Raw genomic sequence first — 25,738 nt, forward strand, 5'->3', positions numbered from 1 at the left:
GTAAAGACGCGCCATGACGCATCTCTACATTTTGGCATTTTGTGAGTAAGGTGAACCTTTATCGGTTGGCAGCACTATGTTGTTGATTTTGTATAGATTTCCAAGTAGATTGAGTAACTTCTAACATACCCCATTGAGGTAGGTGTTGTTGATAAATTGCTAGCAATCCCTTCGCTGTGTGTTCAATGGCCCAGTCTTGTTGTAATTCACAAGCAACACTCAGCCAGTTTGTTACTTTCACACCGTGCTGTGTTAGGTTGGCGATCGAGGAGTGCAAAACGATGTTAGAATAGTTACCTGATGCATCAATCACCAAACGCACGTCATAACCCTCACTCGCCATTGATTTGGCTGGGATGCCAATACAAAAATCTGCAGTAATACCAGCCGCAATCACCTTTTTGCGACCTGTGGCTTCGATCGCTCCCCGAATCCGTTCATCATGCCAGGAATTAATCTTAGTGCGGTAAATGGGTTGTACATCTGGGAAGAGTTCTTGAATTTCTGGGATAATTGGACCTAAAGGACCAGCCGGACCCATTGCTGCTGCTGTAAGAACAACGGGAATATTGTGTAGCTTGAGTACCTTAGCAAGAGCGATCGAGTTATTGCGTAGATGAATAGGGTCAATGTCTCCTGTAAAAAGCATTAGCCCTGCTTGGTGGTCGATGAGCAAAGCACAGGCATTATTGCTATCCAACATCTCATAAGTCATGCCACGTCTCCCGTTAATGTAATTTTCTTTTCTATAGTCCAACTATTGCTGACTTAGCTTTTACGACTGGGCAAGTCGCGTTGTGCCAGTCAGTTTGACTGTTAGGTGAAAGTTATTGACTACTCCCACAAATAGTAGCGATCGCGGCTTACTTTGTCTTTCTCAAATCTTGCTAAAATTTCTCCTATCTTGCTATCTGGCGCATTTACCAATAAAATCCCCCTAGGGATAGATTTATTACCATCCCCAAAACATAACTTAGAGTAATTGTCGGTAGACAAAGGGTGCCATGCCCATACGTTTGCGGAAAAATGTTGTTAGTTGTTGTTGATTGGTAAACCCCAAGCGATTGCTAATCTCGGCGATCGATAACTCCTGCTTTGCAAGTAATTGCTTTGCTATTTCAAGGCGACGTTGAGAGACATACTGCCAGGGTGTAAGCCCGGTAGATTGCTTGAATAAGCGGGAGAAGTGATACTTACTCATCCCAATTTGGCTTGCCATTGCCTGCAATGAGATATCGTCTGTCAAGTGTTCGTTAATATATTCAATAATTTGTTGTAATTTAGTTTTGGGAAGCCCGTTGTTGTGTTTCCAAGTTGTTGGTTTTTGAGTTGAATACCGTTGTAGTAGATGAACTGCTAGCAAGTTGGCTGCTGATTCAACGTAAAGGCGATTTCGTATTTCATGAGAAGCAAGTTCTAACAGTAACGCCAGCCCAAGACTGTGAATTAGAGGGTCGGATATTTGATGTAGAGGCACAAGTTCAATGCTGTCTTTACTAGTCGATTCTTCAGCAATGCGAGTCATCAATGCAGGTTTGAGGGCGACAAGAGCATACTCAGCTTCTCCATGTATCCACACCCTATGATGAACTTGAGCCGGAAGCAGAAAAGCTTCACCACAGTTCATATAGGAACAATGAAATTTGCCATCTAGCTTCCGCTCTACTTTCAGTTTGTCGCACTTAGTTATAACTACCAAAATGTGCTGCTTGTGAAAGTGTTCGGGAGTTTCGTGAGTTGGTTGGGAATGATGCTCAATATTAATCTCATTCCACCCTTTTCCGTAGCTAGAGAGGATGGCTTGATGAGGAAGAATTTTTGAAAGTGAATTTTCAACGGTCGAGTCAATAGCTAAAGGTTTGTCCTTTGACATTGCTTCTTTTACTCCATATAACCGTTGGGTATCTAAATTTATGTGCTGCATCAATATGATACCCAGTTAGTCAACTTTCTAAGTATCCCATAGATTGAAAGTATTTATTTTTTACACTTCACAAAGCCTGTAACGGGGACGTAGATTATTTTAACTTTGCTTGGCTACCGCTATTTATTGAGTCGATACATTCTGTACGTCCGATCCATCCTCTTTTGTCAAGTTCATTTTTGACAAATTTTAATGCGTTTGCCCTATATGTTACCCTCAAAGTTATTAGTGGTTCTAGTACATGGAGAAATGACACTTGCAGTTGGTTTTAGTCCAGACCCTCTATTTCCATTAGTCGATAGCTATAAAACTACTATGACTAACAATGGAGATTCTGCGGATATTTACTTTCCTGTCATGACAAATTCAAATATCAACCAGCACAAATCTCCTATCGCTTTGTTTTTACCAGGCTCTCGCGTTGACACATCGCAATATTCTCGTTTTGCTGGTATTGTAGCTAGTTATGGATTTACAGTAGTTGTTCCTGAACGTATTCGTTCTTTACCAGCTTTCGGATTTACTGGATTGCTACCAGAAGCATCACAAATTAACGATGTCCTAGCTTTTATGGTAGCAGAAAATTCCCATCAAGATTCACCTATTGTTGGCACTATTGATACAGAGAAATTGGTATTAGTAGGGCACTCTTTTGGCGGTGCAGTCGGTCTTGCTGCTATCGATAATTCGTGTATTTATCCACTTTGTGAGGGTCAATTTCAACGTCCCAAACAGCTACAAGCAGCTGCTTTCTTTGGTACTAGTACATCTGTAGGAGCGGGGCGGTTTATACCTATTAGAAATCAAGGTATTCCAATAGCTTTAGTAGTAGGAAGCCAAGATGGGTTAATAAGTCCACAAGTAACACAAACAGATTACGATTTGATCCAAGAACCTCCCAAAGCATTAATTACCGTTGATGGTGTCAATCATTATGGCATTACCGATAACAACAATCCCCTTGGGGCTAGACCAGACCCAAATACCCCGACTTTGTCACAGGATAAAGCGATTGAAACCATAGGTCGTTGGAGTGCTCTGTTTTTGCGGGCTTATACACTTGGCGATCTGGGCGCTTTGGATTACGTAAATAATACAGGCGATCGACTTGATGACAATGTTACCGTGAAGCGTCAAGTCAAAAATTTAACGGGAGCATGAAAGCTCCTCGTCTTTAGACCAAACAAAGTTCTATCGCGGTCATTCCTGAAACTCAAAATAGAGGGGTTACAGGCTGATGTAGCGCGAGTTCTCATTCAGTACTCACTACGAGCCAAAAAACGAGTACTTTTCTATAAAAGTAGTTTATACAATGATGTTAATTGATAAGCAATCCTGTTATGCAAGTTCTATGCAACTAGATATGTCTCAAGCGATACTGGTAGAGTAAAGCCAACTTATGCAACTTGCGCGAAACCATTGATTTTTCTACGATTTCACAAAGCCCGTGATGGGGATTGAACTCATGACCTCACCCTTACCAAGGGTGTGCTCTACCACTGAGCTACACGGGCAAATTTTACTTGGAGGTTAAGAGTTAGGAGATCGGAGTTTTGTTTATTGCTCATCCCTCTTAACTCTCTCGAAGGTGGGCCGGGCTAGATTCGAACTAGCGTAGGCGTAAGCCAGCGGATTTACAGTCCGCCTCCATTAACCACTCGGACACCGACCCTTGTGACCCACGATTACTAATGTTAGCACAAGCTTTTGGAAATGCAAGGGGGTTTGGAAAAAATTTTTGTTGGGTGTTAGTTGTTGGTTGTTAGTGGTTAATTGTTGGTGGTTGGTGGTTGGTGGTTGGTGGTTGTTTGTTGGTTGTTAGTAGGAAAACTACTAACCACTAACTACTAACCACTATCCACTAACCACTAACCACTATCCACTAACCACTAACCACTATCCATTAACCAACCAATTCCCCAGTCTCTTGCAGGGAGTGCAAGCGATGGTAAATTCCTTGACGATGCAGGAGTTCGTGGTGGTTTCCGACTTCCACAATTTTGCCTTTGTCCAAAACTACAATCTTATCTGCTTCCCGTACTGTACTCAGTCGGTGGGCAATAATGATTGTGGTGCGGGTTCCTAAAATTGAGCGCATCGCTAACTGAATCGATCGCTCTGACTCATAGTCCAAGCTGGAGGTGGCTTCGTCAAACACCAGCACGTCTGGTTCTACTATCAACGCTCTCGCAATCCCCACACGCTGTCTCTGTCCACCTGAGAGTCTCACGCCTCTCTCGCCTACAACTGTGTAATATCCTTTGGGAAGTTGCTGTACAACTTCATCCAATCTGGCTATTTTGCAGGCTTCTTCAACTTGCTCAAAACTCGCATTGGGATTTCCATAAATTAGGTTATCCAATAAGGTTCCGTTGAAAATATCTACTTCTTGGTGAACGATCGCCAGTCTCCGCCTATAGTTACCTACATTCAGAGTGCGTATATCTTCACCGTCAATGAGAATCTTACCTTCTTGAGGTTCAAAATACCGCAGTAACAATTTCACTAATGTCGATTTACCAGAACCAGAACGCCCTACCAATGCGACTGTTTGATATGGCTCAATCAAGAGATTGATGTCTTGTAAAACTGGGCGATCGCGATTGTAAGCAAAGTTGACATGGCAAAACTCCAGTTTCCCGGTAAATCTATAGGGATTGTCTGCAACATTTTGCTCTTCTAACAAACCCTCTGAATCAACTCCAGAAGGTTCTTTCAGAAAATCATGAAACCGTATCATCGACGTATAGCGGCGAGCAAAAATCTCCGCTAGGGTGCAGATAGGTTCCAACTCAGCGTATGCCATGCTAGACAGCGTGAGTGTCATGACAAAGTGACCGAGACTAATTCTCCCATTAATTGTCGCGGCTAAAGTCAAACCCAAGAGTGTAAATACACAAAATTGAATGACACTTCTTTGCCAAGTTTGCAGTCTGACATAACCCTTGTGAATGCGGTATTCAACGAGTTTTAATTCGCGTGATAACCGTACATTTTGCCGCTTTAACTCCTGTGCTTCAGTTGCAAAAGCTTTAACTGTTTTGATATTGCTGATAATCTCTGAAGTACGGCTTTCTGTATCTTCCATGTACTTATCTAAGAGGTTATCGTGCCAAATCAACCTCTGTATTTCCTTCAGGCTGAACCCTAAGATAAAGATAAAAGAAATCAGATACAGAAGTGCGATTCGCCACTCAACAAACCAGATAAACACAAAGATAGCCAACACCCTAAACAGCTTGGGAAGTAACTGTCCGGAAATTTCAGGGTAAGTCCAAGTGTGGTTGGCAATTCCTCTTGCTACTCGTCCGGCAATACGTCCGGGGTTGTTTTCGTCATAAAATTCTAAAGGTAAGGTAAGAATCTTTTCTATGGCTGTTTGGCTCTGAGCTTGACGCGCCCTTAAAGCAATGTCCCAGTGAAACCAATTGCTCAACCAAGGCTGCGTTGGTGCTCTCACCACTGTGGCGAGAAAAATTAAACCCAGTAATGCTCCTAACTCTAAAGGTTTGCTTACTGGGTAATCGATCAGGTTTGATAGATTGGCGATCGCGTCTTGAAGTGTTTTATCTAGTGGTTGGTTGGACAAAACGTTTAAAATCTGCCCTATAGCGTAAGGTACCACCAGATCGATGACCTCATACATACTGGTGGCGGCGATACTAAAAGCGCCAACTCCCCAGTAGGGACGAAAGTAGTTGAGAAGATCTCTAAAATTAGCCATTATGCACCTACTCTTAGAGCGCGAACCCGTAACCGAAGTTTAATACTACATACATACTACATAAGAGTCAATGGTTAGCTATGTAAATCTTTCTTAGGGAGTAGGAAATTTTGGATTTTGGATTTTGGATTTTGGATTTTGGATGAGTTATTCTACCTTGTCCCCCTTGTCTCCCTTGTCTCCCTTGTCTCCCTTGTCCCCCTTGTCCCCAGTCCCCAGTCATCAAAAAATTCCAGACGATAGCGATAAAGTGCAACCGGTCGAGAACCAGCACGGAAGTAATTTGGATCTTGCGGTGACAGGTAAACAGCAGTGACTTGATCTGCTTCTATCGCAGGACTCACAGGGTTGTGTCCATCTAATTTCTGATATGCAGTGGTGGATTCAACAATGTTGAAATAAGGACGCCCACCACCTTTAAATATTTGTTGAAATACTTCCGTTCCAATGAATTTACCATCACTTGTTGTTTCTGTGGCGCGTCCACTGATTATGGAAACAAGCTGGCGTTCGCCACGTAAAAAGGTGATTTGACGATTGGGAGTCTTTGGATCTACTTTGACAGATAACACGGCATCATTCAGATAAGCCCGTGCCAAATTTAAACCGTTGAAAGCTCTATCCGCTATGACTGCTACTGACTTGCTATTGATTACGGGAAGGGCTTTGAGCGCTGTTACAGGCACTTTTGACTTGACAAATCGCACTTTGAAACTTATGGGTTTATTGAGGTACTGACGATTGCTTTCAAATCCGGGTGTAACGATGTCTGGTGCTAAAGGTGCAGCCAAATCGGAAAGCGTGCTTTTCACCTCCCAATCACCCTCCATCCATTCTGGGTAAACTAAATCACCTACAGCTGGTTGTACTGATGTTAGTTTTTCCCAACCCTCGAAATTTGCCAATCTTTGAGACAATTCTCCAGCTTCTGCTTCTCCACCCCAGAAAAGACATAACAGAACTAAGCAACAAGCCCAAATGATTCTCATAAAAGTATTTTTGAGTATTGTAAAGACTTAAATCCCCAATTTCTTAGAGAATACAGAGTCGAGAATGAAGGATCTGACCCCCCACCTCGTTCCCAGGTATAACCACCGGATTGAGAGAGTACCAATGAGGGGGTCTGTCTCTCCATTGACTAGCTGTATCCGCAGGAGTTGTCGGGGATTTTGTTTTTTACAATTGTGACTACTATGTGTTAAATTATTTTAATTTTATTTGAGTGATAACTCATTTAATAAATACTTAGGTTACTTTTTTATCATGAAATTTAACCAAAGCATAAAAAAACTAAATACAAACATCTGTTTCTTAGTCATGGGATTGACGCATAGCTCTCTTTCTATGGTGTACACATAAATCGATAGCACGGGGACAGACAGTGCTTACCAATAAAGGACGGTGGGCAGTGACTACTGCGACCCGCAGGAAGTTTTTAGATATAAAATATACTTCTTTTTTTATAAGTTTAAGTAAAATCACTAATTTATATGCAGCTGAAAATTTTCTATCAGTAATATTACTCTTTTTAAAGTTAAAGATGGGTATCTATCCTTCTAATCAGGATGTTTAACAAGCCGAAGTATCGATCGGGGTGCAAGTTTATATAAATTAATCATCGAAAGAGTACTTGCACTAATGAGTCTATCTAGTTCTTTTACGGATTTTTCCTTAGCTGAATTGTTCCAACTGATTGACCAAGGACGGAAATCTGGTTGTTTAACAGTTTGTACCTTACCAGATTTACAATCTCCTAAGTCTAAATCTCAGTATTTCTACATCTGGTTTAGACAAGGTAAAGTAGTAGCTGCTGCCCATCACCTGCACGGTCAGGAGTTAATTTCTAAAATGGTCAAGCGAGGTTGGGCAAATTTGAAAGTTATAGAAAAAGTTTGTACTGATACTCCTACAGCTATACCTCTTGGGTTACTGTTGAAAACTGAAAGCCTGTTGACTACCGAGCAACTCAACCTGCTCTTCGCAAATCAATTACAACAAGTTCGCGAACTTTTTGAAATTCAACAAGGTGTATTTAAACTTGATAGCAAAGCTGCTTTGCCTTTAGAAGAAATGACTGGCTTAAGCCTGAGAGCAACGGAAGTGGCTCTTATGGCTTTAAGAGCATTAAAAAACTGGAAAGCACTAGTAGATATCCTCCCAAATCCCAGTTCGGCTGTCAAAAGTATTTCTCACGCTAAACCCCATATTCGCTTGCACGCTTGTGAGTGGCAAGTGTGGGAATTTGCTAACGGTATTGTTTCTTTGGATGCGATCGCAACGCAGATCAATCAACCTCTTGCTTTAGTCCAACAAGCTACTTTCCGGTTGATGCTTGCGGGCTTGGTGGAAGAAGTTCCCAAAATGACATCAACATCAGATTTAAATGATGACTCTCTGAATTGGGACTTAATTGACGATGCTGAATTAAAACGCCAAAAATCGAAGGAATCGGAAACGCTCAAATTCACTACTTCGTTTTTGCAAAATCTAGTTGGTTTCTTAAAGAGTAAGGCTTGATCAAACCACTCGGAATTTGTAATAATTATAACTTGAATTACGAATTACGAATTACGAATTACGAATTATACTCATGCCTTTGGGCAAAATTCTCAATCTACTGTTAGTAGCACTTGAAAGAATATCAGCCAAGCCTGCAAAAGTAACAGACGAATTGCAAACCACGGAAGAGTTGCCCTCAACCACTACTGTGGAAAATACAGAACTCAGTGCAGCTACTGTCTCAGATTTACAATCCTTTACGGAAGATGCTCGAGCCCCTCAATCAGAAATATTTGAGGAAAAAAACGCGACCGCAATTTCAATGCTTCAAGATGAGTTACACAAGTTTGTCTCTGGTAGCGCTGAAGTTGAAGGTGTAATTATCATTACCCCTGATGGCATGGCGTTAGCTTCTGTGTTATCACCAGGTATGGATGAAGAGCTTACTGCTGCTATGTCAGCATCCATGCTTTCATTGGGGGAACATATTGGACGCGAACTTGCCCGTGGTGCTATCGATCGCGTTGTCGTGGAAGGAGAGAGAGGTTACGGGGTCTTGGTGAACTGCTCTCAAGAGGTTATTTTGTTAGTTCTTGCTAGTCCTTCTGCTAAGCAAGGCATCCTGTTTCTGGAAATTAAACAAGCTATTGCCAAAATAGCTCCTTTATTGAAGTAAAGCAGGCAATCCGATGAAAAAATTTCACCTCGATCGTGAACATCCCTCTTTCCTAACCCCTAACCCCTAACCCCTATTCCCTAAGTGTAAAGGAATGTAACAAAAATCCGTACAATGTAAAAATTTTGCTAATTTTTAGTGGCTGCTTGACCACAAGAGTTGAAAATTGTGTTTTTGTTGATACTTAGGAGAACTCATAATGACTCTCAATCCACATGGGTTTATGTTGACGCTAGAAAAGCGTGCTGGTTTTACAGATGAAGATAAAGCTTTGCTCAAAGCAAACGCAGAATGGGGAGTCAAAGTTGCCCCAGAAATGACCGATCACTTTTACGCATACCTCGGACGCGATGAAGAAATGAATGCGATTTTACACACTGGAGAGGAGCGCATTCATCGCCTTCATGAAACTTTTATACAATGGTTTCAAGAGATGTTTACGGGTATCGATGATTGGGGACCTGCCTATGCAGACCGACGCTGGAAAATTGGTCTAGTTCACGTTCGCATCGGAATTGGACCTCAGCATGTTGTGCCGGCAATGGCAACAGTGATACACGAAGTAGGCAAGCAGCTACAAGTGGAAGGTCAAAGCGAAGCTCTTAAAGATGCTCTCAGTCGTATCTGTATGATTGACTTGGCTTTTATTGAACAAGCTTATGTGGAAGTTTCTTCAGCAGCTGTTCTGCAAGAAACTGGTTGGACAGAAGGTTTATTTAGGCGCTTAATTGCGACTGGCGCACGTTCTATGTAAAACTGTTTCGCGGAGCTATGGCAGGGTAAGCAAGATTACGAAAGCGAAAAGCCCCAACAGGGTGCATTTGCCAATGTAGCTTCTGGTAACCTAGAAACACTTATGAGCGGATTATGCAGAAAAATTTCACAACGTAGTTATTAAGAGAATTTAAAAAAGCTAGTCTTTAAGTTTGAAAAGTTACTAACTACTGTTGTAAGATCCCAAAGATAGCAATAAAGCTATTTCAGGGTGTGAAATCTGTCATGCAATTTTTATCTCGGTTGCATCAGTTGAAACAAAGAAACTGTTGTCACATTACCTGAAGAGGACAGAACCGTAATGTATCTCATAAAGTTATCTCTGCTCATAAAATCAAAGTTACTAAGTAAGTTCATTATTATATTTACTTGGCTTGAGATTACCTACAACATTTTCCAAGTGCTTGGGTGTGGCTCCAATAGCTATAACCCTATGGAGGTATAAATGGCTATCCTACGCATAGTAGTCACAGGAGGCGTAGGCGCAGGAAAAACGAGTTTGATTCGTACAATCAGTGAAATAGAAGTCGTAGATACCGATAAGAAAGCGACAGATGAAGTAGGACAATTCAAAGAAAAAACTACAGTTGCTTTAGATTTTGGGAGACTCACTATTGCATCGAATCAATCGCTACACCTATATGGCACACCCGGTCAATTGCGATTTAACTTCATGTGGGAAATTCTGATTGCCAAAGCGCATGCTTACATTCTGCTAATAGATGCTCATCGTCCAGAGCACATACGATTTGGACGGCGGATACTTAACTTTGTCAACCAACAAGTGCAACTCCCGCATATTATTGGTCTGACACACACAGATTGCCCGGATGCATGGGATGCAGAAGATGTGGCTCTTGCTCTGGGATTGGTAGATGAACGGACTCGACCGCCTATCATCTCTGTCAATGCCACCAGTAAACCTTCCGTAGCACAAGCTTTGATTGCTCTTGTTCAACAGATAAGCAACTTCTACCCAGATTCTAACCCGTAGCGCATTTTGTCAAGCGATCGAAGTGCATACCTTTAACAACATCAATACAACACCCTTTTGGAGAAGTAAAGCCATGATTAATGTTTCAATGTTGCAAGATGAATTACAAAATTTTGTCTCTGGCAGTGCTGAAGTTCAGGGTGCAATCCTTGCTAGCCCTGACGGCTTAGCCTTAGCTTCTGTACTAACAGTAGGAATGGATGAAGAGCGTACTGCTGCTATGTCAGCCTCTATGCTATCACTGGGAGAACGTATCGGACGCGAACTGGCTCGCGGTAGTGTTGACCGGATTGTGGTAGAAGGTGAGAAAGGTTACGGTATCTTAGTAGGCTGCGGTCAAGAAGCTGTTTTATTAGTTCTCGCTAGTGCTGCTGCCAAGCAAGGTGTTTTGTTTTTAGAAGTCAAGCGGATTGTGGCTAAGATTACGCCTTTGTTGGCATAATTCAGCCACCGAGTTACAAGAGCCCCAACTTTTTTGAGGATACAGAGTCGCAAATGGGGGCGACACCCCTCACTTGTTCCCACCTCGTTCCCAGGCGGAGCCTGGGAATGCCTAAGTGGAGGCTCCGCCTCCCGTCTTACACCAGCTAGCTCTGCCGCAGCCCAGCAGTATGCATTCTGTGCCAGAATCACCGGAACAGGAGAGAAAGTTGGTGTAGCGGACTCAAATCTCAGATGGTGCAGGTTCCCAAACTTCGCCATACTTTTCTCGTAGAGTCTGCCAAGCCTCTACCTGACCGGGTTCATATTCTCCTGGCTTACCCCACTGCAAAAATAAACTTAAGGCTGGTTCCTGTTTTTCATCCAGAAAACGGATGGCATAAGTGGTAAAGTTACCTCTTTTTGCCTCTCCTGTTTCAAATTTTACTTGAGTAATTTTATCCATATTCAAGTGAAATTCAAAACCTTCGGTATGCATATTGGCGTATTTCCCTTTAGGTAATTCTGCATAAAACAGCTTTTCTATCTTGCCCCGTGCTTCTAAGACAGCAGCACTACTGGTGACAATCAGACGCAGTGTACTCAAAGTCTCACAAGCTTCTAAAAATTCCTTTAATGTGGCTGTCATAGTATTGGTTAGTGGTTGGTTGTTAGTGGTTAGTGGTTAATTAATAGCGACTAACTACTAACCACTAACCACTAACTATTATCTAATGATTATTTTCATGACGCTCGTAGGCGGCGACAATTTCCTGAACGAGCGGATGGCGCACCACGTCTTTTTGAGAGAATTTGCAAAAAGCAATGCCTTTTACATGTTCTAGAATACGTGTTGCTAGTGTTAAGCCAGATTGCTGGTTCGGGGGGAGATCCGTTTGTGTTATATCGCCTGTAACAACCATACGAGAATTGAAACCCAAACGAGTCAAAACCATTTTCATTTGAGATGGTGTTGTGTTTTGGGCTTCATCCACTATGACAAAAGCGTTGTTGAGTGTACGTCCCCGCATATAAGCTAGGGGAGCAACTTCAATAACACCTCTTTCCATTAAAGATGGAACTTTTTCTGGATCGATAAATTCATTTATAGCATCGTAAAGCGGGCGCAAATAAGGATTGACTTTTTGCTGCAAATCCCCTGGTAAAAAACCAAGTCTTTCACCTGCTTCTACAGCAGGACGAGTTAAGATGAGTTTTTCAAATTGATTGGCTAGGAGTGCTTGTACAGCAACAACAACTGCTAGAAATGTCTTACCAGTTCCGGCAGGACCCGTACAAAAGATGAGGTCGCGCTCCTTAAGTGCTTGAATATACTGCCGTTGTCGCAAAGTCTTGGCTCGTACTTCTTCGCCTTTACGCGTCCTAGCAACAACATTTCGCTGCAAGTCTAGCAATTCATTCTCTCGATGGGTATCGAGGGCATGACGGGCTGTTGATATATCTGTACTAGTAATATGATTACCCTGACTCCAAAGGTCTTCAAGCGATCGCACTAATCGACTCGCCAAGTCAATTTGCTTTTCTGTTCCAGAAATATAAAGTTCTTGCCCTCGCAGTACCAGGGATGCGCCTGTTTCTTTGGCAAGTGTTTTGAGATTGTTTTCTGCTTCTCCTGCAAGTGCGATCGCACTTGGTATATTCGGTAGTTGAATTGTTAAGTTATTAGTCATTAGTCATCAATAGAGAGAAAGTAGAGACGCGAACAACCGCTTCTCTACTTCGTTGAGGTTTGAATAACAACAGCTTTCAAACCTTAATTTTGACATCCATCAGTTATCGATCGCTCTGTAATACCCAGTAACTAATGGTCGTTTAGATCCCCGACTTCTTGGAGAAGTCGGGGATTTTGCAGCCCGGTCACCAGTCACTGGTCAAGTGGTCACTGCTTACTAACTTAGTAGCGACCACCTTTACGTGCAACTTCTGCTTTGCGCTTCCGGCGCAAGCTTGGTTTTTCGTATCTTTCACGACGCTTGACTTCAGATAAGATCCCGGCTTTTTGAATTTTCTTTTTAAAACGCCTTAATGCTGAGTCAATGGACTCATTTTCACCCAAACGGACTTCAGCCACTCCCTAGTTTCACCTCCTTAGAGAGATTATCAGACCCTTGTATAACCCCCACCTACGGTTAGCGGTATTGTGCAAGATCCGTGATGGAAGATAATTACCTTCTCAATTCAAGAGAAGAATTTTTACAGCAATACGTGTTTTGCATTTATGACAAAAACACGGAGAATACGTCATACGATGAAGCATAAAGGATGAAGGGTAAGGGATAAAGCATAAAGGATGAATTTTGTGACTTTCACTTCATAATTCATACTTCATACTTCATAATTCATACTTCATACTTCATACTTCATACTTTTCTTGACTTCCTCGCGCTTTACCTTAACCTATCGGAAGCGGGTTTTTACAATAGGTCTGGGTCCGTTTCCGCGTCTTTCTCTAGGTTTTGGCGGTGGCAATCGCTCTTCACCTTCATCTTCAAAAGACAAACCCTCTCGTCCGCCGGCGGTACTGCCGTAGATATCAAGGTAGACTGATTGTCCAGCTGCTTGAGCGGCTGCGGCAATCACCGTGCGAATTGCTTGAATATTTCGTCCACCCCGACCAAACACTTTTCCTTTATCTGTGCCATCAAAGGCAATGCGAATCCAAGCGCGCTTGTGCGTTTGAGTCAGTTCACAATCGACGCTTAAAGATTCGGGAGAATCCAAAAATGGTTGCATGAGAAACCGTACCAGCCCAACGTAGTCTGGACTGGTCACTAGGGATTTCTGTGCAATCTTGTTATGATGTAGCTTTTGCACTGACCTGTTCAAAGACATTGGCTTTTTGCAGGATGCGACGCACTGTATCTGTTGGTTGAGCACCTTGTTGTAGCCGCTTGACGATGCCGGGAACGTCCAATCTGACTTCATCTGTTCTGGGGTTATAGAATCCCAGTTCTTCTAGGGGACGACCATCGCGGCGAGCGAGGCTTTGAATTGCGATTATGCGGTAACTCGCTTCCCGCTTTTTACCGTATCGCTTCAAGCGCAGTTTAATCATGGTTTAGAAATCGTTCTCCTGTTTCTAGCAATCATCTAAAAGTCTCCGCAAGTGTGGAAACCGTGCGTCTTTAGACCACGGAGGAAACACGACACGGCAGAATTTATTCTGCGTCACCCATACCGCCTTGGAGGTACTTAATTCCGTGTAGTGTTGCAATCTACTTTCGTTCGGGCAGTTACGAACTGAAATTTTTCCCTCTGTACGCATACGGTTTTGCTCTAATGAGCCTCCCTTGCGGGGTAATGTGAGCCTTGACAATGTTATTGGTCGGTACTTTCCAAGAGACACTGACTTTAAACCCTTACGTCTGGTTAATCTCTCGGTTTCAGAGTCGCGGAACTGGCATCACGCATTCCGGAGTGAGAACTTGAACTCTTACCAATAACATAGTGCGCGAAGCACCTAGTCGGGTAAGCAGGGCTTCAATCAGTGCAAGACGGGCTGAAGCCTCCGGTCTTTAGCCGGAGGTTGCTTACTTTGTAGTTTATTCGTAGGCAAGAGGTATTGTACAGACCTCAACTGTAGGCACAAGGGTCTCCCAAAGATAGGGTGCTGAACGTTTCTTGCTAAAAAGCTAATATTAGCACAAAATGGGTGCTAATTGCTAATTGCTAATGTCAATCTTCCATTAACCATTAGCCATTAACCATTAGCCATTAACCATTAAAGTGTTCCAAACCCTTTCTTCTTTTTGTCCTTTTTTGGTTTCTTTTTGGGGCTAGCAGCACCAGTGTAACCGCGCCAACCAGGGGCTGCTGGGCGGTTACCTGCTGCATAGGGCTCGCCCATACCACCACCACCAAACATTCCTGGCATTCCTCCAGGGAATCGTCCTTGTCCCATCTGCTGCATGAGATTACGCATTTTCTGGAAGTCACCAACTAACTTACTCACATCGGTGTCTTTATAACCAGAACCTTTAGCAATGCGCTTGCGACGACTGGGAGAACTGGCTAACAAATCGGGATCGCGACGCTCTTCTGCTGTCATGGAATTGATCATCGCTTCGCAACGCTTGAGCTGGGTTTCTCCCTGGCGGAGTTGGTCGTCGGAAATCTTGTTCATCCCAGGGATGAGTTTGAGAAAACCTCCCAGAGAACCCATATTTTTCAACAGGCGCATCTGCTTGAGAAAGTCGGTAAAATCAAACTTTGCTGACAGGATTTTCTCCTGCATCTTCTCAGCATCAGCAAGGTCAATTTCTTCTTGTGCTTTTTCTACTAAGGTGAGGACATCACCCATACCCAAGATGCGCGAAGCCATGCGATCGGGATAGAACGGTTGGAGGGCTTCCACTTTTTCCCCAACACCTACAAACTTAATTGGTGAACCGGAAATTTGCCGCACCGAGAGCGCTGCCCCGCCACGGCTATCACCATCCATCTTGGTTAAAATGGCACCAGTAATACCAATTTGCTGATGGAATGTACGGGTAAGATTTGCTGCTTCTTGTCCGGTCATGGCGTCCACAACCAACAGCGTTTCATGGGGCTGAACAACCTGTTTAATTCGGGCTAATTCTGCCATCATGTCTTCATCAATTTGCAAGCGACCGGCAGTATCAATAATCACTGTGTCAACACCTTCTGCCTTGGCGCGTTCTACGCCCTGTCGCGCAATTTCTACCGGATCGGCATCAGTTCCAAGTTCAAAGACGGGTACTTCAATTTGTTTACCTAATGTTACCAACTGGTCAATAGCAGCCGGACGGTAGATATCTGTTGCTACCATTAAGCAACTGCGCTCTAATTTCCGTAAATGTAACGCTAGCTTCGCGGTGGCAGTTGTTTTACCAGTACCCTGCAAACCTGCCATCAGAACAATTGTTGGAGCGCGATCGGCTTGGGCTAGAGGTACGTTTTCTTCTCCCATCACTTGTACTAGCTCATCATGAACAATTTTGATGAACTGTTGATCGGGTCGCACCCCAGCTATTACCTCAGCCCCCTGCGCCTTGGTTTCAACTTCGGTAATAAAATCTTTAACTACCTGGAGATTGACATCCGCTTCCAACAGGGCGCGACGTACTTCCTTCAAAGCCTCTTGGATGTTAGATTGGGTGATTTTGTCCTGACCCCGGAGTTTCTTCCAGGCAGCTTCTAAACGGTCAGCTAGTGCTTCAAACATAATCAGTAGCTTAGGTAGTTATCCAGCAAAGTTTTAAGGCAATATATATTCAGCTTAGTTGTTTTTTACTCGGACTGTAGCAATGCGGGCATACACTCCTAAGGAAGTATAGAGAAATGCCTTTCTCAAAAGTATTACAGCAAATTTCAACTTGGTGAGGTACGAAAATTACCCCCCTCTGTCCCCCCGATGCTTTGGGGGGATGAAAGGGGGTGTACCTCATGAGACTGAGAAAGGCTACAGTTTATACTTATATATTAAACTTATGAGAACTTTTGACCATTAAAATGAATTTTTAGCAAAAAAATAATAATATACGCCAAAATTCCATGGTTCGAGTTGCATCCCACTCATTTTAAGCCCTAAAATGAGTGAGGAGGTTAGGGAAGAGTAAAAATACATTTACTTATTGCTCTAAAAAAGTTCGTTGAAAGTGTTTGCTGGAGAAATAAATTCAATAATATAGTTACACATCATTGTAGTAAGATAGAACATTTAAGTATATCTACCAAGGTAGCAAATTAACCGGGTTAACAAAGATTGGAAAAAGTTCGCGATCGCTCGGCTCTGATTAGAGAATTTCAGGTCGCTGATAAATCTTACTGAATCAATAGGAAACAAGTTGCTCCTATTGTGACAGAAAAGTGCGATCGCACTTGAGCGCAAAACATGATGAAAGGCTGCAAAAAGAAACCAGAGTTTATTATTCTACGATATTTAGTTAATTTTTTCTATAAATTAAAAAAGGTGAGGGGAATTGAGCATGGCTAATACCAATCGAGAACAGGCTAGTTCAGATAGAAAAGCTAAAGCTGGAACGAGCGTGTTAATCAAGCAATTGATTTTATTTGGTTTTGGTTCTACAGTCATGCTAGTACTTACGCAAGGACATCCTTCAACATTTGTTGTGAGTGTATATTTATGCTTGTGTGTTTTATTTTTGATTAAGAGCAAGCAAAAGAAAGTTCCCCAAGCCTCTCAAGGAGTTTTGACAGTATGTCAAACTCAAGATTCGTATAATAAAGAGAGTACAGAACCAGAACTCGACAGCCAATTTAATTCTCTTCAAGAGATTTTAGCTTTAAAATCTCAAAGTCAAGAAGTGGCTCCTGTTAATTTAATTCTCGCTAGCTTAAGTAATACTCAACTACCAGGTATTGACCTTGGTCGTGCTTACCTAAGCGGATCTAGCCTAAATGATGCCAATCTCAGTCAAGCCAACTTGTGTAATAGCAATCTCAGCGATGCTCAATTAAATGGTGCAAATCTCAGTGGTGCTAACTTTCAGAAAGCAAACCTCAGCAGTGTTCAGCTAGTCAATGCTAATCTCAGCAATGCTAACTTAAAGGAAGCTAATCTCAGCAACGCCAACCTCAGCAATGCTAACTTAAAGGAAGCAAATCTCAGTCACGCTAACCTCAGCAATGCTGGCTTGAAGGAAGCCAATCTCAGTCACGCTAACCTTACGGGTGTCTACTTTTGGAGTGGAAATCTTAGCAATGCCAAACTGTTGGGTGTAAACCTTAGTAAGGCTTATATGAGCAGTACCAAGCTGAGGGGTGCAAACCTTCAAGGGGCAATTCTTCGGGATACCAATCTCAGTGAAGCTAAACTTAAGGAATCTATCCTTATTGGTTCGGATTTAAGGAACTCTAACCTCAGTAGTGCGAATTTGAAGAATGCCGACTTGAGGGACGCAAATTTAGAAGGGGCAAATTTAGAAGGGGCAAATTTAGAAGGGGCAAACCTTAGGGGAGCAAATTTACACGGTGCTAAACTAAGTTGTATCAAAATTAATCGCGCAACACAGTTGGAACCAGAATGGCGTATTCGTTGGGGACTTGAGGCACAAGAGAGCGATCGCGAGATAGACTTGAGCTGGAACGGTTCTCAAGGTACTAACCTGCAAAGCGCCGATTTTTAAGGAATTTCCAAGAAATAAATTCTCTATCTTGTGGTACGAGTTTCCCCGCCCGTACTGTACAAGTGGCGGGCTGTGAGCACCGCACCACAAGAAATATTGGGAGACTTTTTTATTTGGAAGTCCCTAAGCAGTGACCAGCAATTGCCGAGCGCTTTTTCTTATTGCTCTGTTTGTTTTATCTTCTCTATCAAGAGTGCTTCTACCTCGCTCTTGGGGTCAGTAAGCTCAAAAGGATAGGGTTGATATGGTGCATTGGGATCGCGGCGGCTCATCAGCACTTCCAATGCTGCCCGAAAAGCTTCCTCATTATTCCTATGCTGTGAAATATACTGTTTAAGTTCAGCATTGGTCATTTGTTCCAAGTTGTGTATCATAGCACGAAATCCCAATTTCCATCTTCTTGTATTATGATTGCAAGCTCATCAATTGTTCCAGCTTGAATATAGAGAGTTTTTAACTTCCGATCGTAGCGAAAAACCTGAATTGGCTGGTACAAATTGGAAAGTAATTGACAAAGAAAGATTGCCGTGTTTGATTGTTTTTGTGTTGGCAACTGAACACTCCTCCATTTTCACCAAATGTAGCGTAACAGAAGTTAATGGTCACTAAGTAAGTCGTTGACAATAATAGTTATCGTTTTCTAGTTGTGGTGCATGCGCTAAAGCGGTACTACGAGCCAAATACAGAGATGTTATTTTTCGTTACGTAGTTTAGTTTTTTCTTGCCGACTGACTTAGTCACCGCTCGCTGTATTATTTGCCAAAATATTAAAGGAACAGAGTTTTGAATTCAAAATGTCTCTAAAACAAAAAACAAGAGTAGGTAGTATTTTGTCTTGCGATTGGCCGATCGCACAACTACCCGGACTAAGCCAAGAAGAACAATCTCAACTGGAGAATTGCGGTATTACCACCACAGCCGCACTGGTCAAACACGGAAAGACTCTAGCAACTAAGTTAGCGCTAGCAAACAAATTACAAATTCACGTTCAGTATATTCATAAATGGGTGGCTTTAGCCGATTTAGCCCGCATTCCCAGTGTGGGGACACAATACTGCGGGTTATTACTACATGCTGGTGTAATCTCAGCAACACAGTTAGCTGCTACTCCCGTTCACAAACTGCACAAACAAATCTTACGCCTTGTGGTGGCAACGGTACAAAGTCGGGATTTGTGCCCTTCTGTCGAGCAAGTTCAACAGTGGAGTTATCAAGCAAAAGTGCTAATTGCTAATTGCTAATTGCTAATTGCTAATTGCACTATTAGCCGTTAGCCATTAGCCATTAGCCATTAGCCATTAGCCATTAGCCATTAGCAAATCTAGTCCCTAGCTAACACTCCATTGAGAAAAATATCTGCTAGCCCTTCTGCCATTTCCTGCATCTCTTTTGGAGAGGCGTTCGGTTCCATAAGGGTATTGTTGGAAAAGCCCGCAACGGCAAACATCCCTAAGAAAACTTTAGCAACGAGGTTGGCATCCATTTTCCGATAGACTCCTTTATCCATTGCTGTTTGAAAGAACGCCTCTGCAACGTCTGTCATTTTTGTGATGACTTCTAGTTGAATGCGATCGCGCAAATCGGGATGGAATTGCGCCTCCATGAAACAAACGCGCATGAGATCGGCATTTTTCTGCATATTCCACATCCGGCGACGCATAACTTGAGCAACCGCTTTATAGCTGCCCATTTCACTCAATTCTGTCAGCAAGTCTGTGAGAATTTCCACCCATCCTTGAGTCGCTACCTCAACTAAAATCGCTTTTTTATTGGAAAAATGACGGAATAGAGTCCCTTCTGCAACACCAGCCGCTTGTGCCAAGTCGCGGGTAGTTGTACCGTCGAATCCTTGAGAGGCAAACAAACGCCTAGCCGCTTGTAGAATGCGATCGCGTGTTTGCGCTTCTGAGGGTGGGGGAGAATTAAAAACTCGCATAACAGTTATGGTGATATATCCGGAACAGGATTTGTAGCATTATTGTCTAACGTTAAGTAGAACAACTAGAGAAAGCTTAATACAAGATTAAGAAGACTGTTGGCAAAGCCATCTATATTTTGATGTAATAGATCTCTAATTTTATTGTTGCTTATGAACAGGCTGAGTTGCTTATACCAAAGGGAAGTAAAAAGATATTTTGCCACATTGATGGCGGTAGTCCTTCTTTGGTGGGGTTTGCTACCTGGAGTTGCTGTCGCAAGAACACAAACCCCAAAAACTGCTCAAACTTCGATTCAACCATATTTAAATCGTGTTATTAAGCAGTTAACAGAGTTTCGCCTCAACAATGGCATGAAGTTCATTGTGTTAGAACGCCATCAAGCTCCTGTAGTTTCTTTTTTAACATATGCGGATGTAGGTGGAGTAGATGAGCCTAATGGAAAAACAGGTGTAGCGCATTTTCTAGAACATTTGGCATTTAAAGGGACAACACTTGTTGGTACGGAAAACTACAAAGTAGAAAAACCATTACTAGATAGCTTGGATCAAATAGCAGCACAAATCAAAACGGCAAAAGCTGCTGGCAAACAGGATGAAGTTGCTAGGTTACAAGCTGAATTTGAGAAAGTAGAGGCGCAGGCTGCTAAGATTGTCAAACAGAACGAACTGGGGCGAATTGTAGAACAAGCAGGAGGTGTGGGCTTAAACGCCAATACATCCACAGAAGCAACCCGTTATTTTTACAGCTTTCCTGCTAACAAATTAGAACTGTGGATGTCGCTGGAATCAGAAAGATTTCTCGACCCCGTTCTTCGTCGCGAGTTTTTTAAAGAAAAAGATGTCATCCTAGAAGAAAGACGGCTGCGGGTGGAAAATTCTCCGATTGGAAAGATGATTGAAAAGTTTGTTGATGCTGCTTTCAAAGTCCATCCCTATAGACGTCCTGTCATTGGTTATGACGAAGATATCCGCAATTTATCCACGGAGGACGTGCAGAAGTTTTTTGAGACACATTATGTCCCCAGTAACTTGACAATTGCTGTTGTTGGTGATGTCAATCCCACTGAAGTCAAAAGACTGGCACAAATTTACTTTGGACGCTTTAAAGCCAAACCAAAATTTATTACCAAAATTCCCGTAGAACCAAAGCAGACAGAAACACGAGAGGTGACTTTAGAATTCCCGTCACAACCTTGGTACTTAGAAGGTTACCACCGTCCGGCAATGACTCATCCCGACCAAGCTGTTTATGAGATTATAGGTAGTCTGCTGAGTGACGGGCGTACCTCAAGGCTATACAAATCCTTGGTAGAAAAACAACGATTGGCACTAGCCGCACAGGGCTTTAGTGGATTTCCGGGAGATAAATATCCTAATTTGATGTTATTTTATACTCTAACGGCTCCAGGTCATACCGTTGATGAAGTGGCAGTGGCTTTGCGAAAGGAAATAGATAGGTTGAAAACGGAACCTGTGTCAGCAGCTGAGTTGGATCGGGTGAAAACACAAGCTAGGGCAGGTTTGTTGCGTACATTGGATTCTAATATGGGAATGGCGCAGCAGTTACTGGAGTATGAAGTGAAAACTGGTTCTTGGCGGAATTTGTTTAAGCAATTAGACGCAATTGAAGCTGTAACAACTGCTGATATTCAGCGAGTGGCAAAAGCAACATTTTCACCAGACAATCGTACTATCGGCAAGCTATTGCCGAAACAGGGGTAACAGTAATTCGTAATTCGTAATTAAGAGGCGTCAGATATGGTCTGGGTTTCGAAAAAAATAAAGAGGTACGTTCAGAAAAGATTGAAGGTGAAAAGGTTGTTGAACTCGTTACTGGTTTGTTTTGCCCTTGTTCCATTGCTGTGTTTTGGAATGCTGAATCTTACAGAAGCGGCTCCGGCAGCAAAGCATTATACGGAATTACAATTTCCACGGCTCCCTGAGGTAAAATTGCCCAAGTACGAACGGTATGTGCTCAATAACGGTATGGTCGTGTATTTGATGGAAAATCACGAATTACCGTTGGTGAGCGGTTCGGCATTGGTACGTACAGGCGATCGCTTTGAGCCAGCTCTTAAAGTTGGTTTGGCTCAGATAACGGGTACAGTCATGAGATCTGGGGGAACTTTGAAGCATTCTCCAGATGCGCTTAACCAATTGTTAGAACAACGAGCAGCTTCTGTAGAAACTAGTATTGGCGAATCTTCTGGAACTGCTGGCTTTGAAGCGCTAAGTGAGGATGTAGAAACAGTTTTTGGGCTGTTTGCAGAAGTGCTGCGGGAACCAGCATTTCCTCAGGACAAGTTGGAATTGGCAAAAACCCAAGTACGGGGTGCTATTTCCCGTCGCAATGACGATCCGGATGATATTGCCAATCGGGAATTTCAAAAATTAATCTACGGTTCGGAAAGCCCCTATGGTCGCACGGTGGAGTATTCAACTTTAAGTAATATCTCCCGTGAGGATTTGGTTAAGTTTTATCAGCAGTCTTTTTACCCCAATAATATTATCTTGGGAGTTGTGGGGGATTTTGACTCGAAAAAAATGCGATCGCTCATTCAAGCAAAGTTGGGTGATTGGAAAGCTAACCCCAACATGACCAAACCTAAGTTACCTCTGGTATCGCAAGCGAAAAAAGGTGGCGTCTTTTTTGTCAACCAGCCCCAGTTGACTCAAAGTAATATTTTGATCGGACATTTGGGAGGGCTTTTGAACAATCCCGATTATCCAGCCTTGGACGTGTTGAACGGGGTATTAACGGGGTTCGGTGGGCGCTTGTTTAATGAAGTGCGTTCCCGTCAGGGTTTGGCTTATTCGGTGTATGGTTCTTGGAGTCCCCGCTATGACTACCCAGGATTGTTTATTGCAGGCGGACAAACCCGTTCTAATGCTACGGTACAGTTTGTGAAAGCCGTTCAAGCAGAAATCAAGCGTTTGCAAGCAGAACCAGTAACACCGCAAGAATTAGCTTTTGCGAAAGAGTCCACTCTTAATTCTTTTGTCTTCAATTTTGAAGACCCCAGTCAAACACTATCACGCCTCATGCGGTATGAATATTACGGATATCCGTCTGATTTTCTCTTCCGCTACCAAAAAGCAGTGGCTGCAACCACAGCAGCTGATGTACTGCGGGTTGCCAAGCAGTACCTGAAGCCTGAGAATTTAGTCACTTTAGTCGTTGGTAGCCAAACAGCTATCAAGCCACCTTTGACGCAGCTATCAGCAGAGGTAACACCAATAGATGTTACTATTCCCGGTTCGCCACGACCTCGAGCAGCTGTCAATTAATACCAAGATCGGGATTCAATACTGCAAGGGCTCTCGGAAATTGTAGGTTGGGTTTCGTTCCTCAACCCAACCTACGTGTTTTTGTATTTTTAGGCTTAACCGACAAGTATTGGATCGGGATTGACAACACTTCTATTAGGAAAATCAGCATCCCACAACCAAGGATTTCTCCAACCAAAGGAACGTGGCGCTCTTTCTCTGATGGTAGGGGTAAGGTTAAGCAGCTTCTTCTGAAGATGCCTCTGATTTAAAACGCTTTCTGGTTCTTCTAGGCGGAATATCTTCAGGTTGCCTCATTTGTAGTAAATCACCCACATCCTTGCCGAAGTAGTTGCACAGGACTTCTATGGTAGTTACATCGACCCGACTGAACTTGTTTGTGAATAAACGGTTGATGGTTGTGATATCCAGTCCTGTGTCTCTTGAGAGCTGTCTTTGGGACAACTGCGGGTCTTTTTCTGCCATCAACACAGCTAGGCGACAGTACATCTTTTTCATGCTTCCTATCGTACTGATGGACACAACTTAGCACAATTTTGGTAGAAAAACCAATAAATACAGAATTTATGTAAATAAATTATGCTTAATTATTGTAATCGTATGCTTTAAACCGTACAATAAGAAAAAAAAGAGCCAATAAAATTTGCCAAAAAACAAAGGCGATCGCCCTGACACCAGTCAAAATGCGATTGCCTTCTATAAAAACCACAAAAATATATCATTACCTATGATGATGCCACAACTTCAAGCCCTTGCGCCAAACGAACAAATTATTGCTCAACGAGAACTCGACCAAGACGTTGAAGCACAAGCCAACGCCATAGCCCCAGAAACTCCTGGTGATTCCTTTGATGGACTCGATCGCGCCAGCCAAAACATCCTGACCCACGCCATGATGCTTGCCCAACAAAAAGAGCACTTATCCAAAAGAGAGTATAAAAAGCTTCTTAAGCAGTACGGTTGGAAAAATGAAGACCGGAAGTATTTGAGGGTGGCTCTTGTATTCAAGCACTTTGCCGCTCGAGATTTAGCCAAAATCGAGCCAAGCACTCTCTTCCGTTTGGCAAATAACCCCAAGAAGTACCAAAGCATTATTGACCAATTGCTCGCTGCACCAGAAATTAATCAACAAACAGTTCGGGATCTTATTGCCAAGCAACGACAACCCAGAGAACCAGAACCAGAACAAGAACAACCGAGTATCTGGCGGCGGACAAAGAATGGAGCACGGTATTGTCAAATTCCACCCATTCACGAGACGGACGATCTCACCGGAACAACTTTGCAAAAGATGATGGATGAGGAAGGGTTGACAGCACAGCGCATTATTGCCGAGGCAGTAGCATTGCGGCAGGCGTACAAGGAAGGGCGGTTGGTGTTGGTGGAAGGTACCGAGCCACCGAGTGAAGAAGAAATTTGGGTTGAGGATTTTAACGCGGACACTGAGGTGGTTGAAGAAATCACGGAAGGTGAATGGACTTTCGAGCCTGCACCGGAAAAAGATGATTGGACCGTCGAGAGCATAGAGTATGATGACTTAGCTCAACCCGAACAGGTCATGTCAAACGTTGAGCAATCGCCCCTAGAAGAATTGATTGAGACGTTTCAAGTAGCTACGACTTGGGAAGAAATAAGAGTTGCTTTGGTCGATCGCGAGGACTACAAGCAACAGGCATGGGAGGCACTGACACCTGTTGAGAAGAAGCGCTTAAGAGCGTTAATGCCGATTGAAGTGAGAAAATTAAAAGAAGCGAAGAAAGCTGGTTTAATTGTTGACTTTCAAGAACTCAGAGACGGAGTTTACCAGGTGCGGCGAATGGGAAATGTACTGGGTGAAGTTGTGAGTGCATCGAGGTTGGATGCTTTTTTAGCACAGTTGAGAGGTGATGGGCAAAGCTTTGCTTGAAATTTTTGTAGTATTGCCAGTACAAAGGCGATCGCCTTAAGTAAGCCAGGACGATGTTTAGAAACAATCATCCATTTGGGTAAGCGGCTAAACAAACTTTGGTTCTGCCACCCATATTGAGGATTGGGCTTCGATCCACGCAATAAACTGGCTATATATTGTTCTAGCAGCAGTAGATGGCGTTCGTTGTATGCCCACAATACGTGATGGCGATATTTTGTCTGTAACCACAGTGGTAGCCTAAAGTAAGGATCGAGCATGGGATCTGCATGCCAATCGTATCTAAAGCCAGGAGCAGCCAACTCTTTACTCAATCCACATCCTCTACAGACAAGACGCCGTGCTTGAAAGTACGTTAGAACGGACGTACTGTTAGAACAAGCAGAATTAATATATGCTAGCGGGTAGGGGGTAGGGAGTAGGGGGGTGAGGGGAAATTTTTTAAGATCTACAACCAACAACTA

General features: G+C 43.0%; 24 protein-coding genes, 2 tRNA genes and 2 pseudogenes. 11 read left to right on the forward strand and 17 right to left on the reverse strand.

All coding sequences use genetic code 11. The features are described 5' to 3' along the window. Nucleotides 1-58: 58 nt before the first annotated feature. Both F7734_RS07150 and F7734_RS07155 read right to left on the reverse strand, forming a co-directional pair. A complete protein-coding gene (locus F7734_RS07150; RefSeq protein WP_155744019.1) occupies nucleotides 59-715 on the reverse strand; it encodes an isochorismatase family protein in 657 nt (218 codons plus the stop codon). Between the two features lie 258 nt (nucleotides 716-973). Beyond that, complete coding sequence (locus F7734_RS07155) at nucleotides 974-1,924, reverse strand: AraC family transcriptional regulator (protein WP_155744020.1); 951 nt, start codon at nucleotides 1,922-1,924, stop codon at nucleotides 974-976. A 249-nt stretch (nucleotides 1,925-2,173) separates the two neighbouring features. On the opposite strand from F7734_RS07155, the gene F7734_RS07160 reads away from it, so the two are divergent. Then, the gene (locus F7734_RS07160) at nucleotides 2,174-3,085 is read left to right on the forward strand and encodes an alpha/beta hydrolase (protein WP_166481777.1); all 912 of its coding nucleotides are present in this window, start codon (nucleotides 2,174-2,176) and stop codon (nucleotides 3,083-3,085) included. A gap of 281 nt (nucleotides 3,086-3,366) precedes the next feature. On the opposite strand, the gene F7734_RS07165 is transcribed toward F7734_RS07160, so the two are convergent. From F7734_RS07165 to F7734_RS07180, 4 genes are all read right to left on the reverse strand, one after another. Next, nucleotides 3,367-3,438 (reverse strand) — tRNA-Thr (locus tag F7734_RS07165). Nucleotides 3,439-3,513: 75 nt separating this feature from the next. Next, nucleotides 3,514-3,596: transfer RNA gene (locus F7734_RS07170), tRNA-Tyr, on the reverse strand. 231 nt (nucleotides 3,597-3,827) lie between these two features. Continuing rightward, a complete protein-coding gene (locus tag F7734_RS07175) occupies nucleotides 3,828-5,648 on the reverse strand; it encodes an ABC transporter ATP-binding protein (RefSeq protein ID WP_155744022.1) in 1,821 nt (606 codons plus the stop codon). A gap of 152 nt (nucleotides 5,649-5,800) precedes the next feature. Further along, nucleotides 5,801-6,637 carry a DUF6816 family protein gene (locus F7734_RS07180; protein ID WP_243146737.1) on the reverse strand — a complete coding sequence of 279 codons (837 nt, stop codon included), beginning with the start codon at nucleotides 6,635-6,637 and terminating at the stop codon, nucleotides 5,801-5,803. A gap of 649 nt (nucleotides 6,638-7,286) precedes the next feature. On the opposite strand from F7734_RS07180, the gene F7734_RS07185 reads away from it, so the two are divergent. The 5 genes and pseudogenes from F7734_RS07185 to F7734_RS07205 all read left to right on the forward strand — a co-directional run. Further along, nucleotides 7,287-8,165 carry a DUF4388 domain-containing protein gene (locus tag F7734_RS07185; protein ID WP_155744023.1) on the forward strand — a complete coding sequence of 293 codons (879 nt, stop codon included), beginning with the start codon at nucleotides 7,287-7,289 and terminating at the stop codon, nucleotides 8,163-8,165. Nucleotides 8,166-8,238: 73 nt separating this feature from the next. Continuing rightward, on the forward strand, nucleotides 8,239-8,823 hold the full coding sequence (locus F7734_RS07190; protein WP_155744024.1) for a roadblock/LC7 domain-containing protein: 585 nt from the start codon (nucleotides 8,239-8,241) through the stop codon (nucleotides 8,821-8,823). Between the two features lie 199 nt (nucleotides 8,824-9,022). After that, nucleotides 9,023-9,577: a protoglobin domain-containing protein gene (locus F7734_RS07195; RefSeq protein WP_155744025.1), complete on the forward strand. Its 555-nt coding sequence runs from the start codon at nucleotides 9,023-9,025 to the stop codon at nucleotides 9,575-9,577. 465 nt (nucleotides 9,578-10,042) lie between these two features. Further along, the gene (locus F7734_RS07200; RefSeq protein ID WP_155744026.1) at nucleotides 10,043-10,591 is read left to right on the forward strand and encodes an ATP/GTP-binding protein; all 549 of its coding nucleotides are present in this window, start codon (nucleotides 10,043-10,045) and stop codon (nucleotides 10,589-10,591) included. Between the two features lie 73 nt (nucleotides 10,592-10,664). Further along, a pseudogene (locus F7734_RS07205) lies at nucleotides 10,665-11,033 on the forward strand (roadblock/LC7 domain-containing protein); the annotation flags it as partial. Between the two features lie 222 nt (nucleotides 11,034-11,255). On the opposite strand, the pseudogene F7734_RS07210 reads toward F7734_RS07205, so the two are convergent. The 6 genes and pseudogenes from F7734_RS07210 to ffh all read right to left on the reverse strand — a co-directional run. Next, nucleotides 11,256-11,672 (reverse strand): annotated as a pseudogene (locus tag F7734_RS07210) (ChuX/HutX family heme-like substrate-binding protein); the annotation flags it as partial. A 70-nt stretch (nucleotides 11,673-11,742) separates the two neighbouring features. Further along, the gene (locus F7734_RS07215) at nucleotides 11,743-12,702 is read right to left on the reverse strand and encodes a PhoH family protein (RefSeq protein ID WP_155744029.1); all 960 of its coding nucleotides are present in this window, start codon (nucleotides 12,700-12,702) and stop codon (nucleotides 11,743-11,745) included. Nucleotides 12,703-12,926: 224 nt separating this feature from the next. Next, entirely contained in the window at nucleotides 12,927-13,103 is a 177-nt protein-coding gene (rpsU, locus tag F7734_RS07220; protein ID WP_017748565.1) for a 30S ribosomal protein S21, read from the reverse strand. A gap of 326 nt (nucleotides 13,104-13,429) precedes the next feature. Continuing rightward, nucleotides 13,430-13,864, reverse strand: coding sequence for a KH domain-containing protein (locus tag F7734_RS07225; RefSeq protein WP_207714039.1), 435 nt, complete (start codon nucleotides 13,862-13,864; stop codon nucleotides 13,430-13,432). Next, nucleotides 13,827-14,087 (reverse strand): 30S ribosomal protein S16, encoded by a 261-nt coding sequence (gene rpsP, locus F7734_RS07230; RefSeq protein WP_017748567.1) that lies wholly within the window; start codon nucleotides 14,085-14,087, stop codon nucleotides 13,827-13,829. The genes F7734_RS07225 and rpsP overlap by 38 nt, the downstream gene beginning before the upstream one ends. A gap of 666 nt (nucleotides 14,088-14,753) precedes the next feature. Beyond that, complete coding sequence (gene ffh, locus F7734_RS07235) at nucleotides 14,754-16,217, reverse strand: signal recognition particle protein (protein WP_155744030.1); 1,464 nt, start codon at nucleotides 16,215-16,217, stop codon at nucleotides 14,754-14,756. Nucleotides 16,218-16,980: 763 nt separating this feature from the next. Here ffh and F7734_RS07240 point away from each other — a divergent pair. Further along, on the forward strand, nucleotides 16,981-18,141 hold the full coding sequence (locus tag F7734_RS07240) for a pentapeptide repeat-containing protein (RefSeq protein WP_155744031.1): 1,161 nt from the start codon (nucleotides 16,981-16,983) through the stop codon (nucleotides 18,139-18,141). A 158-nt stretch (nucleotides 18,142-18,299) separates the two neighbouring features. Here F7734_RS07240 and F7734_RS07245 read toward each other — a convergent pair whose 3' ends face one another. Together F7734_RS07245 and F7734_RS07250 are read right to left on the reverse strand one after the other, a co-directional pair. Then, the gene (locus F7734_RS07245; RefSeq protein ID WP_207714040.1) at nucleotides 18,300-18,494 is read right to left on the reverse strand and encodes a hypothetical protein; all 195 of its coding nucleotides are present in this window, start codon (nucleotides 18,492-18,494) and stop codon (nucleotides 18,300-18,302) included. Between the two features lie 17 nt (nucleotides 18,495-18,511). After that, nucleotides 18,512-18,694: a hypothetical protein gene (locus F7734_RS07250; protein WP_155744033.1), complete on the reverse strand. Its 183-nt coding sequence runs from the start codon at nucleotides 18,692-18,694 to the stop codon at nucleotides 18,512-18,514. A 241-nt stretch (nucleotides 18,695-18,935) separates the two neighbouring features. On the opposite strand from F7734_RS07250, the gene F7734_RS07255 reads away from it, so the two are divergent. Then, complete coding sequence (locus F7734_RS07255) at nucleotides 18,936-19,382, forward strand: DUF4332 domain-containing protein (RefSeq protein ID WP_155744034.1); 447 nt, start codon at nucleotides 18,936-18,938, stop codon at nucleotides 19,380-19,382. Between the two features lie 80 nt (nucleotides 19,383-19,462). Here F7734_RS07255 and F7734_RS07260 read toward each other — a convergent pair whose 3' ends face one another. Then, nucleotides 19,463-20,077 (reverse strand): TetR/AcrR family transcriptional regulator, encoded by a 615-nt coding sequence (locus F7734_RS07260; protein WP_155744035.1) that lies wholly within the window; start codon nucleotides 20,075-20,077, stop codon nucleotides 19,463-19,465. A 153-nt stretch (nucleotides 20,078-20,230) separates the two neighbouring features. Here F7734_RS07260 and F7734_RS07265 point away from each other — a divergent pair, with 153 nt between their 5' ends. Both F7734_RS07265 and F7734_RS07270 read left to right on the forward strand, forming a co-directional pair. Continuing rightward, nucleotides 20,231-21,802, forward strand: coding sequence for a pitrilysin family protein (locus F7734_RS07265; RefSeq protein WP_155744036.1), 1,572 nt, complete (start codon nucleotides 20,231-20,233; stop codon nucleotides 21,800-21,802). 36 nt (nucleotides 21,803-21,838) lie between these two features. Next, complete coding sequence (locus F7734_RS07270) at nucleotides 21,839-23,368, forward strand: pitrilysin family protein (protein WP_155744037.1); 1,530 nt, start codon at nucleotides 21,839-21,841, stop codon at nucleotides 23,366-23,368. A 216-nt stretch (nucleotides 23,369-23,584) separates the two neighbouring features. Here the strand turns inward: F7734_RS07270 and F7734_RS07275 are convergent, their stop codons facing one another. Next, entirely contained in the window at nucleotides 23,585-23,866 is a 282-nt protein-coding gene (locus F7734_RS07275) for a helix-turn-helix transcriptional regulator (RefSeq protein WP_155744038.1), read from the reverse strand. A gap of 145 nt (nucleotides 23,867-24,011) precedes the next feature. Between F7734_RS07275 and F7734_RS65985 the strand changes: the two genes are divergently transcribed. Beyond that, nucleotides 24,012-25,274, forward strand: a complete 1,263-nt coding sequence (locus F7734_RS65985) for a hypothetical protein (RefSeq protein WP_347566142.1) — start codon at nucleotides 24,012-24,014, stop codon at nucleotides 25,272-25,274. Here the strand turns inward: F7734_RS65985 and F7734_RS07285 are convergent. Beyond that, nucleotides 25,169-25,588 carry a hypothetical protein gene (locus F7734_RS07285; RefSeq protein WP_155744039.1) on the reverse strand — a complete coding sequence of 140 codons (420 nt, stop codon included), beginning with the start codon at nucleotides 25,586-25,588 and terminating at the stop codon, nucleotides 25,169-25,171. The two genes, F7734_RS65985 and F7734_RS07285, sit on opposite strands and share 106 nt — an antisense overlap. Nucleotides 25,589-25,738: the final 150 nt, after the last annotated feature.

The organism is Scytonema sp. UIC 10036, from assembly GCF_009725235.1.

Bases quoted from the DNA above. Each gene is read 5' to 3' on its own strand.
- F7734_RS07150 (WP_155744019.1), bottom strand. From the start codon at position 715: ATGACTTATGAGATGTTGGATAGCAATAATGCCTGTGCTTTGCTCATC.
- F7734_RS07155 (WP_155744020.1), bottom strand. From the start codon at position 1,924: ATGCAGCACATAAATTTAGATACCCAACGGTTATATGGAGTAAAAGAA.
- F7734_RS07160 (WP_166481777.1), top strand. From the start codon at position 2,174: ATGACACTTGCAGTTGGTTTTAGTCCAGACCCTCTATTTCCATTAGTC.
- F7734_RS07175 (WP_155744022.1), bottom strand. From the start codon at position 5,648: ATGGCTAATTTTAGAGATCTTCTCAACTACTTTCGTCCCTACTGGGGA.
- F7734_RS07180 (WP_243146737.1), bottom strand. From the start codon at position 6,637: ATGAGAATCATTTGGGCTTGTTGCTTAGTTCTGTTATGTCTTTTCTGG.
- F7734_RS07185 (WP_155744023.1), top strand. From the start codon at position 7,287: ATGAGTCTATCTAGTTCTTTTACGGATTTTTCCTTAGCTGAATTGTTC.
- F7734_RS07190 (WP_155744024.1), top strand. From the start codon at position 8,239: ATGCCTTTGGGCAAAATTCTCAATCTACTGTTAGTAGCACTTGAAAGA.
- F7734_RS07195 (WP_155744025.1), top strand. From the start codon at position 9,023: ATGACTCTCAATCCACATGGGTTTATGTTGACGCTAGAAAAGCGTGCT.
- F7734_RS07200 (WP_155744026.1), top strand. From the start codon at position 10,043: ATGGCTATCCTACGCATAGTAGTCACAGGAGGCGTAGGCGCAGGAAAA.
- F7734_RS07215 (WP_155744029.1), bottom strand. From the start codon at position 12,702: ATGACTAATAACTTAACAATTCAACTACCGAATATACCAAGTGCGATC.
- F7734_RS07225 (WP_207714039.1), bottom strand. From the start codon at position 13,864: ATGTCTTTGAACAGGTCAGTGCAAAAGCTACATCATAACAAGATTGCA.
- rpsP (WP_017748567.1), bottom strand. From the start codon at position 14,087: ATGATTAAACTGCGCTTGAAGCGATACGGTAAAAAGCGGGAAGCGAGT.
- ffh (WP_155744030.1), bottom strand. From the start codon at position 16,217: ATGTTTGAAGCACTAGCTGACCGTTTAGAAGCTGCCTGGAAGAAACTC.
- F7734_RS07240 (WP_155744031.1), top strand. From the start codon at position 16,981: ATGGCTAATACCAATCGAGAACAGGCTAGTTCAGATAGAAAAGCTAAA.
- F7734_RS07245 (WP_207714040.1), bottom strand. From the start codon at position 18,494: ATGACCAATGCTGAACTTAAACAGTATATTTCACAGCATAGGAATAAT.
- F7734_RS07255 (WP_155744034.1), top strand. From the start codon at position 18,936: ATGTCTCTAAAACAAAAAACAAGAGTAGGTAGTATTTTGTCTTGCGAT.
- F7734_RS07260 (WP_155744035.1), bottom strand. From the start codon at position 20,077: ATGCGAGTTTTTAATTCTCCCCCACCCTCAGAAGCGCAAACACGCGAT.
- F7734_RS07265 (WP_155744036.1), top strand. From the start codon at position 20,231: ATGAACAGGCTGAGTTGCTTATACCAAAGGGAAGTAAAAAGATATTTT.
- F7734_RS07270 (WP_155744037.1), top strand. From the start codon at position 21,839: ATGGTCTGGGTTTCGAAAAAAATAAAGAGGTACGTTCAGAAAAGATTG.
- F7734_RS07275 (WP_155744038.1), bottom strand. From the start codon at position 23,866: ATGAAAAAGATGTACTGTCGCCTAGCTGTGTTGATGGCAGAAAAAGAC.